The sequence below is a fragment of the Alkanindiges hydrocarboniclasticus genome, assembly GCF_001982605.1.
In the GTDB taxonomy this organism is placed as follows: domain Bacteria; phylum Pseudomonadota; class Gammaproteobacteria; order Pseudomonadales; family Moraxellaceae; genus Alkanindiges; species Alkanindiges hydrocarboniclasticus.
This window is the reverse complement of the sequence record NZ_MLCN01000013.1, coordinates 118096-133244: the sequence shown is the minus strand read 5'-3', so window position 1 is coordinate 133244 and position 15149 is coordinate 118096. Positions and strand designations below refer to the sequence as shown.

General features: G+C 48.7%; 15 protein-coding genes and 1 pseudogene. 11 read left to right on the top strand and 5 right to left on the bottom strand.

From position 1 onward, the window contains the following. Positions 1 to 4 precede the first annotated feature (4 nt). From ampD to BKE30_RS05875, 10 genes and pseudogenes are all read left to right on the top strand, one after another. The gene (gene ampD, locus BKE30_RS05920) at positions 5 to 595 is read left to right on the top strand and encodes a 1,6-anhydro-N-acetylmuramyl-L-alanine amidase AmpD (RefSeq protein ID WP_227518352.1); all 591 of its coding nucleotides are present in this window, start codon (positions 5 to 7) and stop codon (positions 593 to 595) included. 170 nt (positions 596 to 765) lie between these two features. Beyond that, positions 766 to 1683: an SMP-30/gluconolactonase/LRE family protein gene (locus BKE30_RS05915; RefSeq protein ID WP_076877677.1), complete on the top strand. Its 918-nt coding sequence runs from the start codon at positions 766 to 768 to the stop codon at positions 1681 to 1683. A 110-nt stretch (positions 1684 to 1793) separates the two neighbouring features. After that, positions 1794 to 3344, top strand: coding sequence for a murein biosynthesis integral membrane protein MurJ (gene murJ / locus BKE30_RS05910; RefSeq protein ID WP_076877676.1), 1551 nt, complete (start codon positions 1794 to 1796; stop codon positions 3342 to 3344). Positions 3345 to 3394: 50 nt separating this feature from the next. After that, positions 3395 to 3703: a BolA family protein gene (locus tag BKE30_RS05905; protein ID WP_076877675.1), complete on the top strand. Its 309-nt coding sequence runs from the start codon at positions 3395 to 3397 to the stop codon at positions 3701 to 3703. 52 nt (positions 3704 to 3755) lie between these two features. Beyond that, positions 3756 to 4139, top strand: a pseudogene (locus BKE30_RS05900) (SirB2 family protein); the annotation flags it as partial. Between the two features lie 150 nt (positions 4140 to 4289). Beyond that, positions 4290 to 5123, top strand: a complete 834-nt coding sequence (locus BKE30_RS05895) for a ParA family protein (RefSeq protein ID WP_076877673.1) — start codon at positions 4290 to 4292, stop codon at positions 5121 to 5123. A gap of 67 nt (positions 5124 to 5190) precedes the next feature. Further along, entirely contained in the window at positions 5191 to 5607 is a 417-nt protein-coding gene (locus BKE30_RS05890) for a hypothetical protein (RefSeq protein ID WP_076877672.1), read from the top strand. Positions 5608 to 5764: 157 nt separating this feature from the next. Next, a complete protein-coding gene (locus BKE30_RS05885; protein ID WP_076877671.1) occupies positions 5765 to 7021 on the top strand; it encodes a putative DNA modification/repair radical SAM protein in 1257 nt (418 codons plus the stop codon). Positions 7022 to 7026: 5 nt separating this feature from the next. Continuing rightward, entirely contained in the window at positions 7027 to 7836 is an 810-nt protein-coding gene (locus BKE30_RS05880; RefSeq protein ID WP_198938045.1) for a TIGR03915 family putative DNA repair protein, read from the top strand. Between the two features lie 155 nt (positions 7837 to 7991). Continuing rightward, complete coding sequence (locus tag BKE30_RS05875) at positions 7992 to 8432, top strand: DoxX family protein (RefSeq protein WP_076877669.1); 441 nt, start codon at positions 7992 to 7994, stop codon at positions 8430 to 8432. 73 nt (positions 8433 to 8505) lie between these two features. Here the strand turns inward: BKE30_RS05875 and BKE30_RS05870 are convergent, their stop codons facing one another. From BKE30_RS05870 to BKE30_RS05850, 5 genes are all read right to left on the bottom strand, one after another. Beyond that, positions 8506 to 8907: a hypothetical protein gene (locus tag BKE30_RS05870; protein WP_076877668.1), complete on the bottom strand. Its 402-nt coding sequence runs from the start codon at positions 8905 to 8907 to the stop codon at positions 8506 to 8508. Positions 8908 to 8910: 3 nt separating this feature from the next. Continuing rightward, positions 8911 to 9489: a hypothetical protein gene (locus tag BKE30_RS05865; protein ID WP_076877667.1), complete on the bottom strand. Its 579-nt coding sequence runs from the start codon at positions 9487 to 9489 to the stop codon at positions 8911 to 8913. Between the two features lie 96 nt (positions 9490 to 9585). Then, the gene (locus BKE30_RS05860; protein WP_076877666.1) at positions 9586 to 10860 is read right to left on the bottom strand and encodes a replication-associated recombination protein A; all 1275 of its coding nucleotides are present in this window, start codon (positions 10858 to 10860) and stop codon (positions 9586 to 9588) included. Between the two features lie 133 nt (positions 10861 to 10993). Then, positions 10994 to 11317 (bottom strand): hypothetical protein, encoded by a 324-nt coding sequence (locus BKE30_RS05855; RefSeq protein ID WP_076877665.1) that lies wholly within the window; start codon positions 11315 to 11317, stop codon positions 10994 to 10996. A 91-nt stretch (positions 11318 to 11408) separates the two neighbouring features. After that, positions 11409 to 11906: a YcgN family cysteine cluster protein gene (locus BKE30_RS05850; protein ID WP_076877664.1), complete on the bottom strand. Its 498-nt coding sequence runs from the start codon at positions 11904 to 11906 to the stop codon at positions 11409 to 11411. A gap of 307 nt (positions 11907 to 12213) precedes the next feature. Here BKE30_RS05850 and BKE30_RS16490 point away from each other — a divergent pair, with 307 nt between their 5' ends. After that, a complete protein-coding gene (locus BKE30_RS16490; protein ID WP_076877663.1) occupies positions 12214 to 15126 on the top strand; it encodes a YadA-like family protein in 2913 nt (970 codons plus the stop codon). Positions 15127 to 15149 lie beyond the last annotated feature (23 nt).

Here is a 15149-nt window from a genome sequence, read left to right as displayed (position 1 = left end):
CCCAATGATGATAAATACGGATGGTTGGCTACCACAGACCAGTCCTGACAGTAACCATGTCATTCCAGTGCGGCATATTGCCTCACCCAACGTTAACCCGCGACCAGAACAAACCCCGGTACGACTCATCGTGCTGCACAATATCAGCCTGCCGCCTGCCCAGTTTGGTGGGGGCTATATCGAGCAGTTTTTTCAGAATAAGCTGGATGCCAATGCTCACCCGTATTTCCAGACCATTCATGAACTGAAAGTTTCTGCGCATCTGCTGATTTTGCGTACCGGTGAAATGATCCAGTTTGTGTCGTTTAATGACCGTGCCTGGCATGCGGGCCGTTCCAGTTATCTGGGCGTGCCGGAATGCAATGATTATTCGGTAGGGATTGAACTGGAAGGCACTGATGACCAGCCATTTACCGAGGCGCAATATACGGCTGTCATAGCAGCCATCCTGAGCATTCAGCAGGCTTACCCGCACACCCGGCGGCATCTGGCTGGGCATTCGGATATTGCCCCGGGCCGCAAAACTGATCCGGGACCTTATCTGGACTGGCAACGGATTCGCCGTGCACTGGCTGATTACTATGCAGGTGCATAACGATGCAGGCCAATAACAGGTGCAGCCGCAGCTAAGCCTGAAAATTAAACCCTGAAAGTTTAAAACCAGAAATACAACAGGTTCAAAGAGTAAGCTACACCAAGGGCTTAAATTGGATTCAGGATTTAAAGTGGTGTTGTGCTTACGGGTGCCTAGAAGGAATCCATTATATGAACTATGCATGCCAGCGATTGCCAGTACCCGGTTTGGCTCCGGAAGATGTTGCCATATTGCCCAGTGGTGAACTGGTGACCGGTCTTGCCGATGGCCGCATTATCAGGGTGAATGCTCAAACAGGTGGCAGTGAATTGGTGACAACACTGCAAGGGCGTCCGCTGGGTATTGAGGTGCAGGATGAAAGCCATCTCATTGTATGTGACGGACAACTGGGCCAGTTATTACGGGTTAATATCCAGACTGGTGCAGTACGGGTACTGGTTGAGCACATTAATGGCAAGCGGGTGCGGCTGTGCAACAATGCTACGATTGCGCGTGATGGCCGGATTTTTTTTAGCACCTCATCGCAACATCATGCGGTAGACCAGTGGCAAATGGACCTGATCCAGCATTCCATGAGCGGGGCACTGCATTGCCTGCACCCGGATGGCCATGTGGAAACTTTGCTGTCTGAACTGGCCTTTGCCAATGGGGTGGCCCTGTCGCCAGATGAATCCATGGTTTTGGTGGCAGAAACCGGCAGTAATCAGGTCATGCAGGTCAACATTGTGTCAAAGCATGCCAGCCTGTTTAGTACCTTACCCGGCGTACCCGACAATATGTCCACTGGCCCATCTGGCATTCTGTGGGTTGCTATTCCCAGTGCTGCCGACTGGCGCCTGAACTGGCTTAAAAAACTGCCGTATGGTGTGCGTACCGGTCTTGCCCATAGCGTAGGCCGCCTTAAAATGCCGGTCAAACGGCATGCGCAGGTGCTGGGTTATAACTGTTATGGCAGGCTGTTGCATAACATTGAAATCAATCCCGCTGACTATCACATGATTACCGGGGTGCGTGAACATGGCGGCAAACTGTTTTTAGGTAGCCTGCATGAAGATGCCATTGGTGTGGTGCAGTTGCCATCCGGATAATGCAGTGACAAAGCCCATCTATTAAAACACGGCAAGCGCAGCGATATTACAACGGCTGCTGCCAAATTCATCTACAATAGCGCATTTTCATTCAGCACTTGCTTGGGGAGATGGCTTTGTGGCGCTCAACTTTTATTTTTAGTGCAATGACCATGTTGTCACGTATTCTGGGTCTGATCCGGGATATGGTATTGCTTAATGTATTTGGCGCGGGCGGAGTTTTTGACACCTTTGTGGTGGCCTTTCGCATTCCCAATTTTTTCCGCCGCCTGTTTGCTGAAGGGGCGTTTTCGCAAGCGTTTATTCCGGTGCTAACCGAATATAAAACCACGCGTGCGCATGCCGAAGTCCAACTGCTGATCAGTAGTGTGTCTGGCACGCTGCTAACCATTTTAACGCCACTTACGCTGATTGCGCTGTTTGCGGCACCGGCCATTATGTATGTGTATGCACCGGGTTTTCATGATAATCCGGAAAAATTTGCCATTGCAGTTGAACTGTTCCGGCTGACCTTTCCGTATTTGCTGTTTATGTCGTTAACCGCTTTTTCCAGCAGTATCCTCAACAGTTATGGCTCATTTGCCAGCACGGCCTTTGCACCGGTGCTATTAAATATTACCCAGATTGCGGCGGCCTGGTGGTTTGTTGATTTTTTTGAAGGCAAACAGCAAATCATGGTGCTGGGCTGGGCAGTGCTGGTGGCCGGTATGCTGCAACTGGCCCTGCAAATTCCGGAGTTATGGCGCAAAAAGCTGCTGGTGCCACCCAAAGTGGACTTTAAGCATGAAGGCGTAGAGCGCATTTTGCGTTTGATGCTACCGGCACTGTTTGGTGTGTCGGTGACGCAAATTAACCTGCTGCTTAATACCATCTGGGCGTCGTTCATGCAGGATGGTTCGGTGTCGTGGCTGTATACTGCCGAGCGTATGACTGAACTGCCGCTGGGCCTGATTGGTATTGCCATTGCCAGCGTAATTTTACCGTCGCTGTCAGCCCAGCATGCCGAAAAGAACCATGAAAAATTCCGTAATATGATTGACTGGGCAGCGCGGGTCATCATGCTGGTGGGCATTCCATCCAGCTTGGCCATGATTGTGCTGGCCGAACCAATGATTCAGGCCTTGTTTCAACATGGCGCATTTAGTGCGCGCGATGTGGAAATGACCGCATGGGCGTTGCGGGGTATGGCAGGCGGTATTCTGGCCTTTATGCTGATCAAGATTTTTGCACCCGGCTTTTATGCGCGGCAGGATACCAAGACACCAGTTAAAATCGGCCTGATTTCGGTGTTTGCCAATATGCTGCTTAACGTAGTACTGATTCTGACTTTTAAAATGATGCAATGGGACGCAGTCCATATTGCCTTGGCGATTTCCTCCACGGGTTCGGCGTTTGTCAATGCAGGCCTGCTGTACTGGTATTTGCACAAGCAACAGGTTTATCAGTTTGGTAGCCACTGGAAAAAGATCTTTTTGCAGTATGGCATTGCCAATGTGGTCATGGTGGCTGCCCTGTTATGGACGATACAATTTTACAATGGCGATGTGTCGCAATGGTTGCGCATTATCGAGCTGCTGGCCTTGTGTGCGCTGGGCGCGGTGGTGTATGGCATTGTTCTGCTACTGACTGGCTTTAGGCCACGTCACTTACGCCATGACTAGATTCACAACTCACTTTTGCCAAACTTTATTTTTAACAGGATGAGGTAGCCATGACCTTACAAACCGAACTTGAGCAACGCCTGCAGGCTTTATCTCCTACGGAACTGCTGATTGAAAATGAGTCGCACGGGCATGGTGGCTATTATCCCGGCAAGGAATCACACTTTAAGGTAGTGGTAGTCAGCAGCCAGTTTGATGGCCTGCGACTGGTACAACGGCACCAGAAAGTGTATGGCGCGGTGGGTGACCTGATTGCACCCAGTCGCATACATGCGCTGGCCATTCATGCCTATGCACCGGATGAATGGACGGGTGCTGCACCCGATAGCCCGGACTGCGCGCACCAGCCCAAGCCTTAATTTCTAAATAGTCACATCATTGATCACCATACAATCAATAAGAGGATACCGGGTGGATTCACATTTGATTTTAAAAATTATACACATGACGTTTGGCAGTCTGGCACTGATTGCCTTTTTGATTCGTGCCGTCATGCTGTTCTGGGACCCGCAAAACCAGCCGGGAAAAGTTACGCGGATTGTGCTGGTCGCCATGCAGCATTTGTCTTTTACGGTATTGATTATTACCGGCATTGTATTGCTCTATCAAAACCAGTTTGTGGTGCAGCCGTGGTTTTATGGCAAGATCATTTTATTTGTGGTGATTTTATCAGCCACCATCAAGGCGTTTGGCAAGCGGGACATGAGCCTGTCTCAGCGTAAGGCCGGTGTTTTTGTGGCGGGTATTGCTTTTGCCGGGTTGCTCACACTGGTGATCTGGAAACCGGATTTTTCAGCAAACCAGACCCAGCAGCAGGGCATTCAGCAGCCCAATACGAGCCAGCAAAACCAGCTCAGCAGTATGGCGGTTAGACCGTCGGCAACCACTCAGCCTGCCCAATAATCTAATCTCAAACAGGCCAGCTTTAATTTAAGGGGAAAACAAATGCGTCGTGTGGTATTTAATCAAAAAGGCGGTGTCGGTAAATCCAGTATTACCGTTAATCTGGCAGCCATCAGTGCAGCCCGTGGCAAGCGCACACTGGTGATTGATCTGGATTCTCAAAGTAACTCCAGCCAGTACCTGCTGGGTGAAAAAGCCACTTATAGCCAGAATAATCCAGTGCTGGAACCCAACATAGAAACCTTTTTTGATGAAGTGCTGAATGCCTCGCAAGGCAAGGGCCTGATTGGCTCGGCACTGGGTTCAATCCTGAAAAACAAGGAACGCGGTCTGGATGCGGTGATTCACAGCACCCCGTTTGACAACCTGTTTGTCATTCCTTCCAGCCCCAACTTGGGAGCGCTGGAACATCCGCTGCAAAGCAAGCACAAAATTTTTAAGCTGCGCGATGCCTTGAATGAGCTGGCTGGCCAGTATGATGAAATCTTTATTGATACGCCGCCTGCCTTTAACTTTTTTACCCTGTCAGCACTGATTGCTGCCGACAAGGTGATTATTCCATTTGACTGTGATGTGTTTTCACGTCGTGCCCTGCAAACCTTGCTGGAAAATGTGGTGGAAACCCGCAGTGACCATAATCCGGCGCTGGAAGTGGAAGGCATTGTGGTCAACCAGTTCCAGAGCCAGGCCAAGCTGCCGCAGCAGGTGGTAAAAGAGCTAAAGGATGAAGGCTTGCCAGTGTTTGACACCATGCTGCCGACATCGGTGGTGATGAAGGAATCACACCAGAAAAACCAGCCGCTGATTCATTTAAATGCCGACCATAAGCTGACGCAGGCTTATGTGAACCTGTTTGATGAAATTAGCAAGACCTAAGCTTTAGCAATTTAAGCTAAGCGGTTTGAAGTAAAATGACTTTTAATTAACCCAAGGAGTTGCCAGCATGCTTTCACTACATCAGGTGTTACAAGGCCGCATATCAGGTTTGACGGTGCTGGCGGGCAGTGTGCTGGTAATGGCCGGTTGTGCCTCGAGCGTGAAGCCGATGTATGTGTCACCCACCCAGTATCAGGCGCTGAACTGTGCGCAACTGCATGCCGAATATGGCCGCATTGCGCAATATATCCAGCGTGGGGTCAGCACTCCACGCACTACGGGTGTTGGAGTTGGGCTGGGCGTAGGTGGCATTTTTGGCCGGGGTGGTGGCTGGGGCATTGGCCCCAGTGTGTCAGTCAATGTCGGGCAGTCACAGCGCACCCAAAACTCTGAGCTGGCGCGCGTACTGGGCGAACAGGATGCCATTGCACAGGCCGCGCAGTTTAAGGGTTGCCCGATTATGGCGGCGAGTAAGAAGTCATAGGGTAATAAGTGATAGGTGTAAAAGCCGGCAAAATGTCCGGTTTTTTCAACCCTGTCCCAGACACAGCCTGTCGCGCTAAATTTTACCAGCCTGTAAACCCTGCTTTAAATCTTGCTAAGCTAAAAATTATTATCATTGCCTAGCCAGAACTCCCATCATGTCTGAACGCATCCGCGAAAAACTGCAAATTCTGGCCGATGCTGCCAAATATGATGTGTCCTGTTCATCCAGCGGCAGCAACCGTAAAAATACTAAAAAAGGCATTGGTGATACCGGCTCCGGCATTTGCCACACCTATACCGAAGATGGCCGCTGTGTGTCGCTGCTGAAAATCCTGTTTACCAACGTGTGCATTTTTGACTGCGCCTATTGCGTGTCACGCCGTAGCAATGACATTAAGCGCGCCTCATTTACGGTGGATGAAGTGGTGCAGCTCACCATGAATTTTTACCGCCGCAACTATATTGAAGGGCTGTTTTTAAGCTCGGGTATTTTTAAAAACGCCGATTACACTATGGAACGCATGCTACAAGTGGTCAAAAAACTGCGTTTGCAGGAAAATTATAACGGTTATATTCATTTAAAAACCATTCCCGGTGCCAGTGAGGCTCTAATTCAGGAAGCCGGACTGTATGCCGACCGCATGAGTATTAATCTGGAAATGCCTACCGAAGCTGGCCTTAAGCTGCTGGCTCCGGAAAAATCACATGCCGAGGTCAGGCATGATTTAGGAATCGTGCATCAATCCATTGTGAAGTTTAAGGATGAACGCAAAACCATCCGCAGTACGCCCAAATTTGTACCCGCAGGCCAAAGCACGCAAATGGTGGTGGGTGCAACCGCTGATACCGACAAAGATGTGCTGTATCTGGCCAACCAATACTACAAAAACTTTCAGCTTCGGCGCGTGTATTACTCGGGCTATATTCCCATCAGCCACGACCAGCGCATGCCGGCCATAGGTACACCACCGCCCTTAATCCGGGAAAACCGCCTGTATCAGACCGACTGGCTGCTGCGTTTTTATGGCTTTGGCGTTGAGGAGATTGTCAATGAGCAGCATCCAAACCTTGAACTGGAAATTGATCCCAAGCTGGCGTGGGCCTTACGCAATCCGGCACTGTTTCCACTGGACATTAACCGAGCCGATTACCAGATGATTCTGCGTGTACCGGGCATTGGCGTGAAGTCAGCGCGCAAAATTGTGCAGGCGCGGCGCTTTGGCAAACTGCACAGCGACCAGTTGCAGCGCATGGGCGTGGCGTATAACCGGGCACGGCATTTTATCCGTTGTGCTGATACGCCATTGAGCCTACGTAATCCCACACCTGAGCAAATTCGGCGCAGCATTCTGGCGGTGGCCAGTTCCAAATATGCCAGCACGTTGTCACCGCAATTGCAGCTTGGCTTTTAAGGTATGTGTTTAGCCTGAGCATGATTAGCTATATTTTTGATGGCAGCTTTGCCGGATTACTGTGCTGTGTGTTTCGCGCCTATGAGTTTAAGGACAAGCAGGTGCGGATCTATGCCGAACAGCACTTTCAGCCGGAACTGTTTGCACCAAGCTGGCTGGCCGAAGAAATTAATATTACCAGTGATGAAGCCAAAGCCCAGCGGGTATGGACAGCCTTGCGCCAGAAAATTGGTGGTGGTTTTAGCCGGCACTTTTATTTTAGCTACTTGTCCGAGCAGGCAACTGCCTTTCAGCAACTATTTGATTTTGCTTGTTATGTATTTGATCATGTTAACGCTGTGGCTAATAATTATGGTCATCCCGCGGTGTTGGCTATGGCACAAATTTCCAAAAGTGTCAGTCGGGAAAAACACCGTATGGAGGCGTTTGTACGTTTTAAAAAAACCACCGAGGGTATTTTTTTTGCGGTCATTAGTCCGGATTTTAATGTATTGCCACTCATTAGCCCGCATTTTAAAAACCGCTACGCTGACCAGCACTGGCTGATTTATGATGAAAAGCGCCACTATGGTTTGTTTTATGATTTAAATCAGTTGCATGAGGTGCAACTCTCCAGTGAAGGCAATAAATCCATGATTGAACAGGCCAGACTGACTGCCAGCAGCATTACGCTGGATGCACAGGAAGCCCTGTATGACCAGCTGTGGAAAGATTATTTTAAAAGTACCAATATTGTTGAGCGACGCAATATGAAGCTACATATTCAGCAAGTGCCGCGGCGCTACTGGAAATACCTGAGTGAGAAAAATCAGTAAATAGCTAAAAATATTTAAAAGGCTTACATCATCCCATTAATGGAACGAATCGTCGGTGTTTTTGCAGTAGGAAGGCAGGGCTTAGTTTTATACAGTGTGTGCACCAAGCATAAATTCCCTAAAACTGAACATTAAACCGATTACTGGAGCACCGCATGTTTAATCCCAATATCCTGCTGGGCAATATTATTCATCAACCTGCACTGGCAGCCATTATTCAACTACTGGCCCGGATTGCACTGGCGGCCATTTTTGTGAGCTCTGGCTGGAGCAAGCTTAGCGATTACGCCGGCACTGTGGCCTATATGCAGGCCATGCAGGTGGATGGCAGCCTGTTGCCGCTGGTGATTGTTGCTGAATTGGGCGGTGGCCTTGCCATTTTACTGGGTTTTCAGACACGCGTGGCCGCACTGGGTCTGGCGGTATTTAGTGTACTCACCGCCTTACTGTTTCATGTGGGAGGGAGTGATGCCACCCAGCAATACAATAACGGCATCCATTTTATGAAAAACATTGGACTGGCGGGTGGATTTTTGGCCCTGATGCTGCTGGGCGCAGGTCGCTTGAGTATTGATCATTGGCTGGAAAGAAAATAAATAGTGTGACAGCCAGTGCTGTTTGTTGCAGGATAAATTTAACCGTACAGGGAGTAAGTTTGGAACCTTGGCCCTAAGGTTTAGCCGGCGTGGATTTAACGCCCAGTAACCCAATCTGATAGCCGGCCAGCCGCAGCACACGTGCAGATTTTATAATTAAATAAAGCAAAATCAGCAAGTTGAATAGAGGGATAAACTGGGCAAGTACACTAACAAAGGTGGTGAGGCTGTTAAAACGCAAACCGCGTGCCATTAAAAAAATCGCAAAAATAGCCAGCACAAAGGCAAAGCAGTATAAATACAGCACTACATTCTGCGGTACAGGCAAGCCCGCTCTGGCTAGTAAAAGTACAAGCTGAAGCAGAATGCTATAAATCGCCAGTTTCTGGCCGCTGCCCACATACTGAAGCATAGCCAGCTGATGTTGAGCACGGGCATTTGCAGCACTGACCAATGCAGAATCTTCAAGGGACATGACCTACTTCTGCTCCTGTGTGGCCGGACAATGCTGCGGATTAAAGGCTTCGGACAGCACCACAAACTGATTGCGGTTTTGCAGGATCAGCCGGAATGAAATGTATTTTTGCACAAAAACCTGACGGATTTCCTGAGGATAGCTAGTGCAAACAATATCCTGAAAATGACGCGACACATAATTGGCCGTGTTATTGCCATTGTCATACTGGAAAGCTGCCAGCTGGCTGTCGGTATAGGTAAAGCTAATCTGGTTATAGCCATGCTTGGCAATGTCCGGCAGGTTCAGGTTTTTGGCATCAGTCATTTTGGCCAGTGCTTTGTGCTGGTTTAAATACGCCAGTATGTCTTCAAAAGAATTTGGCAAGGCAGATGCGGGCGGTGCGCCATTGGAATTGCTGGGGATGACCTTTGATGCAGTGGCGCTGTCCAGAGGCTCTACAGTGACAGGAGGCACAGCTTGTCTGTGAGATGGACCAGCCACTGGCCAGAACGCCTTGAGCAGTGCAAAGGGAATCAAGGCGACTATTGCTGCCACCAGCACATAGCGTCGAACATCCATGTTCTTAACGGTTTGCAGCATAAGCAGGCTGCCCTGTAGAAAGATGGCTTAACATGACAAAATTAAAGCACGCCGTCCAGTAGGCCGGCTTTAATTTTTTAATCTACTGATTACACGTTACTTTTTTAAACCTGTGCCACCCTGCCAGCGGCTGTCTTGCAAGCGCGCGGTTTCCTGCTCACGCGCATTTTGTGCCGGGCTATAAAAACGCTTGCCCTGCAATTCAGGCGGCAAATAGGTTTGCGGCACAAAATGGTTGGGAAAGTCATGCGCATATTTATAGCCAGCGCCATAACCCTGTTGCTTCATCATTTTGGTGGGGGCATTACGCAAATGTAGCGGTACAGGCAAATGCGCGGTTTTTTCAGCTGCTGCCAGCGCTGCATCAATGGCCAGATAAGTACTGTTACTTTTGGCACTGGTAGCCAGATACACCGCCGTTTGCCCCAGAATAATCCGGCATTCGGGATAGCCAATCGCCTGTACCGCTCCGAAGCATTCACCCGCCAGCAGCAAGGCATTGGGGTTGGCATTGCCAATATCTTCACTGGCCAGAATCAGCATGCGACGGGCAATAAATACCGGGTCTTCGCCACCCTTGATCATGCGTGCCATCCAGTACAGCGCTGCATCGGGGTCACTACCACGCATGGACTTGATAAAAGCCGACACGATGTCATAGTGCTGCTCGCCACTTTTGTCATAGCGGGCAATATTTTGCTGGGCGCTGTTAATCACCAGATCATTGTCAATGATAATTGGTTCAACCGCCTGCGTGCTGATCACCAGTTCCAGTAAATTCAGTAGCTTGCGTGCATCACCTGCGGCCAGTTGCAGCAAGGCATCGGTTTGTTTCAGCTCAATAATCTTTTCTTTTAAAAATACGTCCTGCGTGAGGGCACGCTGGATCACCTGCAATTGTTCTTCAACCGTCAGCGATTTCAGCACATACACCTGACAGCGCGACAGCAATGCACTGTTCACTTCAAACGACGGATTTTCAGTGGTGGCGCCAATTAAGGTAATTTTGCCTTTTTCCACTGCCGCCAGCAGCGCATCCTGCTGTGACTTGTTAAAGCGATGGATTTCATCAATAAACACGACTGGTGTGCTGAGTTCACCGCCCTGGCCGATCAGCTCACGCAACTCCTTCACGCCGGTACTAATGGCCGACAGGCTAATGAAGGGGCGGTCTACGGCTTCTGCCAGCAGCAGGGCCAGCGTGGTTTTGCCCACACCCGGTGGCCCCCAGAAAATCATGGATGGCAGGTTGCCCTGATCAATCATCTTGCGTAGCGGCGCCTGTTCACTCAGCAGGTGTTGCTGGCCAATTACTTCAGACAGCTGGCGGGGACGGATGCGTTCGGGTAGGGGAATGGCTGGATTCATTATTAATATTCATGGATAAATTTAATGAATCATAACCAATTTTAGCCATGGGTGAATTGATGCAGGCTTAAAATAATGTTGAGTTGGGTAGGGTTTAAGTAGCAGGGCTTAAACAATTCAAGCCAATTAAGCCGTGCTAGGGATGCTGAATCCGGTACAGCTTAAGCACAATCAAGGTCAGTGCCAGCCAGAAAACATAGGAAATGGCAAAATTGATGAAAACAAACTCATCTAGATGAATAAACAAGATATCAAAAGGATTAATGGAAAGCGTGCCTACGGGTGAAATAACACCATCTACTAAAAATGGCATTGGAAACCCGGCGGCAACCACTGGACAGCCTTGCTCACAGCCCATAATTTCAGGGCGGCTAACTTGTGTTTGTGCCGGAACCAGTAAGGACAGATAGGTCAGTAGCAGTGCAATCAGCATCCACTTGATGAATTTAAATTTTTTCATGCTAGGCTCTTGATAAGACGGCTAAAGCTGACCCTAACTATTAAAGCTTCAGCTCACGAGATCAAGCAGAGAAATATATTTAATCGTGAATCTAACGCACCCAGCGCACCACGTATTCCTCAATGTCATCGGGGTCAATGTCCTTTTCGGAAATACAGCGCCCGGCGGCGGACTTTTTGGCAGGAATGTCTGATTGTGGCTTGCCGGTAATTAACGGATGCCAGTCCGGCAAATCCAGCCCCAGTTCTACGCGCTTATAACCACAGCTTGCCGGCAACCAGTGTAACTGCGGAACCAGTTTGGGCGTGAGTTGCAGGCAATCTGGTACAAACTGTTTGCGGTTGGCATAGTCACTGCACTGCGCGGTTTGCGTATCCAGTAGCTGACAGGCCACTTTGGTATACACCACTTGGCCGCTGTCTTCATCTTCCAGCTTGACCAGACAACACAGCCCACAGCCGTCACACAGCGCTTCCCACTCCGCAGCATTTAACTGCTCAAGCGGGTAATGTTTCCAGAATTTTTCACGCAAACCGGAGTTGTGCAAGAGAACGGCGCTAGGCGCTGAGCGGTAGTCGGTCACAGGCATTTAAGTTGTAAAAAAAGAGCTGTCAGCATAACAAATTTTTCTCACCCGCGATTCAATTGTGCAAAAATATCCGGTCAGAAAGTTGCCTGTGTATTGAGCAAATTGTGGATTTTTAAATCATAAAATAATGGGGTAAAAGCTCAATTAGTTGTTTTTAGGTCAAAAAATGCATGACCTTGCCTTCATTTTATGCACATAATTCACTGCGCGAAAAATTTCTTTTCGTTGCAATGTAAAAATGCACTGTTATGGCGTGTTACGCCGCTTGATCAGTAACGCAGGATTTTAAAATTGACGGAGTCATACAATGAATCATATTTTTAAAAAAGTATGGAATGCATCACTAGGGCAAATGGTGGTGGCTTCTGAGCTGGCAAAAAGTGGCATGAGTAGCGGCTCTGGTCGTAAGACAAATGCGCAAGGCGTGGTTGCTGCGCCAGTGATGCGTCTTTTTAAATATTCTGCTTTGGTGGCCGCTTTAAGTGGTGTGATGGGTAGTGCCTGGGCAGGGACGGTGTGTGATGTTGATGGCAGTGGAGGGGATGGTGGCAGTACAGCAGTAGGGTTAAAAAACGCATTTGCATGTGGCAGCAATAATGCTGCCTCAGGTAGTGGTAGTACTGCTATAGGAAATAACAATACAGCAGAGAATGCTACAAGTATTGCAATAGGTGTTGGCAATCAAGCCACAAAAATAGATTCAATTGCATTTGGCCGTGCTAATAAATCACTGGCTACTGCTGCCAGTGCAGTAGGGTATATAAATACTGCATCGGGTGAGTGGAGTAATGCAGTTGGTGTTTCTAATACGGCATCAAATGAAGGGGCTAATGCAATAGGTGCTTATAATATTGCATCAGGCAAATACGGTAGTGCAATTGGTTATGGCAATGTTGTATCGGGTAACTCTAGTAGTGCTTTTGGTTTTGAGAGTAAAGCAACCCATAATAACGCAACTGCTATCGGATATCACGCCGAAACAGATCGAGCCAATAGTATTTCCGTAGGTAAAGCAGGTGCAGAAAACCAGATTACTTCTGTGGCAGCTGGAACTCAAGCAACCGATGCAGTCAATAAAGGTCAGTTAGACCTAGTTGATACCAAGGTAAACAAGGGTCTAAAAGTCAAAGCCAATAATGGGGCAGTTGATACTTTAGTACTGGGCGATACCTTAACTCTGGCTGATGGTACCAATACAACAGTAACGTATGATGCAGCTTCTAATACTTATAAAACCAATATTGCCGCTGCACCAGTATTTGCAGGGCAGGTAACAGCAGCCAGTTTTAAAGCAGGGAATGTTATTGTTGCGAATAATAAAATTACAGGATTAACCGCGGGGACGGCCAATACCGATGCAGTGAATGTGTCCCAGCTTTATCCTTTGGCCACTGCCTTAGGTGGCGGTGCAAATTTTTCAGGCGGGGTATTTACAGCGCCCACTTATAGCATTCAAAGCAAAAATTATAGCAATGTGGGTGCTGCGCTGGGCGCGGTAAATCTCAAATTGGATAACCTGCAAACCCAAATAGATGGCTTGCCGGCTGGTGTAGGCGCAGATGGTAAAAGTGCGTATGAAATTGCAAAAGGTCTGGATGCAAGCGTTGGTACAGAATCAGAATGGATTGCATCATTAAAAGGTGACAAAGGTGATACTGGTCTAACAGGCGCTAAGGGCGACACAGGCGCACAGGGACTCAAGGGCGATCAAGGTGAGCAGGGTTTAAAGGGCGACACAGGCGCACAAGGCATTCAAGGTGACAAAGGTGACAAAGGTGACAAAGGCTTAAAGGGTGATATCGGTCTGACTGGCGCTAAAGGTGATAAGGGTGATACCGGAGCAGCAGGCAAAGATGGCCTAAACGGTAAGGATGGTTTAAATGGCCTTGACGGTCAGGATGGAAAAGCTGGCGCGAAAGGCGACAAAGGTGATATCGGTTTAACTGGTGCTAAGGGCGATAAAGGAGACACTGGTGCTACTGGTGCTACTGGTGCTACTGGTGCTACTGGTGCTACTGGTGCTACTGGTGCTACTGGTGCTACTGGTGCTACAGGTGCTACAGGTGCTACAGGTGCTACAGGTGCTACAGGTGCTACAGGTGCTACAGGTGCGCAGGGTATTCAGGGTGCAAAAGGCGACAAAGGGGATCAGGGCATTGCTGGTCTTGATGGTAAAAATGGCCTCGATGGTGTTAATGGTAAGGACGGCAAAGATGCCTTTGGTCTTGCGGTTGAAAAAGGCTTTAAAGGCAATGAACAGGATTGGCTGGACTCACTTAAAGCAGCTGGTTTAAGTGAAGATGCTGTCCGCTCTATTGCAGATACAGGTGACCAGCACGTTATCAATGAAACCAAAACCTATATTGATCAAAAAGTGGCTGATATGGACAACCCCTATTTTGATGCACAGGGGGAAGCCGATATTGATGACAGCCAGCGTGCCAAAGCCGGCGGTAAATCTTCCATTGCCATTGGTCAGGGCGCACAGGCCAATGGCAATCAATCCATTAGTATTGGCACGGGTAATCAGGTATCAGGCGATCATTCTGGTGCCATAGGTGATCCAAGTATCGTGACCGGTAACAGTAGCTATAGCGTGGGTAATGACAACACGATCAGTGGCGACAACACCTTTGTACTGGGTAATAACGTCACTACCACGGCTAAAAATGCAGTTGTTTTAGGCAATGATTCTACCTCTGATCGGGACAATAGCGTTTCGGTGGGTGCGACAGGCAAAGAACGCCAGATTATCAATGTCAGGGCAGGAACAGCCGATACCGATGCCGTCAATTTAAAACAAATGAAAGATGGCAACGCAGCGACATTAACATCTGCTAACGCCCATGCTGATGCTGGCGATGCGACGACACTGGTACAGGCCAGAGAACATGCAATGCAGATGGGTGCCGAAACGCTGGCCTCTGCGCAAAAATATACCGATAGCAAGGTTGCAGATTTGGAAAAAAGCTTTTCTCGTCTGGATAAATCAGCCAATGCTGGGGTTGCCAGCGCCTTGGCAATTGGTAATTTGCCGCAACCAACGGGTGTGGGCAAAAATATGCTGTCCATTGGTACAGCCACGCACAATGGGGAACAAGCCATTGCCGTGGGAGTGTCTGGCATCACCTCAGACAATAAATATGTCTTAAAAGGTGGTTTTTCGACCAATACCGATAATGATGTGAGTACCGCAGTTTCTGTGGGCTTTCAGTGGTAAGTAACTACACCATCCACATTTTT

Coding starts and splice junctions, on each gene's coding strand:
- BKE30_RS05890 (WP_076877672.1), top strand. CDS start 5,191: ATGCTTTCACTACATCAGGTGTTACAAGGCCGCATATCAGGTTTGACG.
- BKE30_RS05855 (WP_076877665.1), bottom strand. CDS start 11,317: ATGAAAAAATTTAAATTCATCAAGTGGATGCTGATTGCACTGCTACTG.
- BKE30_RS05885 (WP_076877671.1), top strand. CDS start 5,765: ATGTCTGAACGCATCCGCGAAAAACTGCAAATTCTGGCCGATGCTGCC.
- BKE30_RS05850 (WP_076877664.1), bottom strand. CDS start 11,906: ATGCCTGTGACCGACTACCGCTCAGCGCCTAGCGCCGTTCTCTTGCAC.
- ampD (WP_227518352.1), top strand. CDS start 5: ATGATGATAAATACGGATGGTTGGCTACCACAGACCAGTCCTGACAGT.
- BKE30_RS05875 (WP_076877669.1), top strand. CDS start 7,992: ATGTTTAATCCCAATATCCTGCTGGGCAATATTATTCATCAACCTGCA.
- BKE30_RS16490 (WP_076877663.1), top strand. CDS start 12,214: ATGAATCATATTTTTAAAAAAGTATGGAATGCATCACTAGGGCAAATG.
- BKE30_RS05905 (WP_076877675.1), top strand. CDS start 3,395: ATGACCTTACAAACCGAACTTGAGCAACGCCTGCAGGCTTTATCTCCT.
- BKE30_RS05870 (WP_076877668.1), bottom strand. CDS start 8,907: ATGTCCCTTGAAGATTCTGCATTGGTCAGTGCTGCAAATGCCCGTGCT.
- BKE30_RS05895 (WP_076877673.1), top strand. CDS start 4,290: ATGCGTCGTGTGGTATTTAATCAAAAAGGCGGTGTCGGTAAATCCAGT.
- murJ (WP_076877676.1), top strand. CDS start 1,794: ATGGCTTTGTGGCGCTCAACTTTTATTTTTAGTGCAATGACCATGTTG.
- BKE30_RS05865 (WP_076877667.1), bottom strand. CDS start 9,489: ATGCTGCAAACCGTTAAGAACATGGATGTTCGACGCTATGTGCTGGTG.
- BKE30_RS05915 (WP_076877677.1), top strand. CDS start 766: ATGAACTATGCATGCCAGCGATTGCCAGTACCCGGTTTGGCTCCGGAA.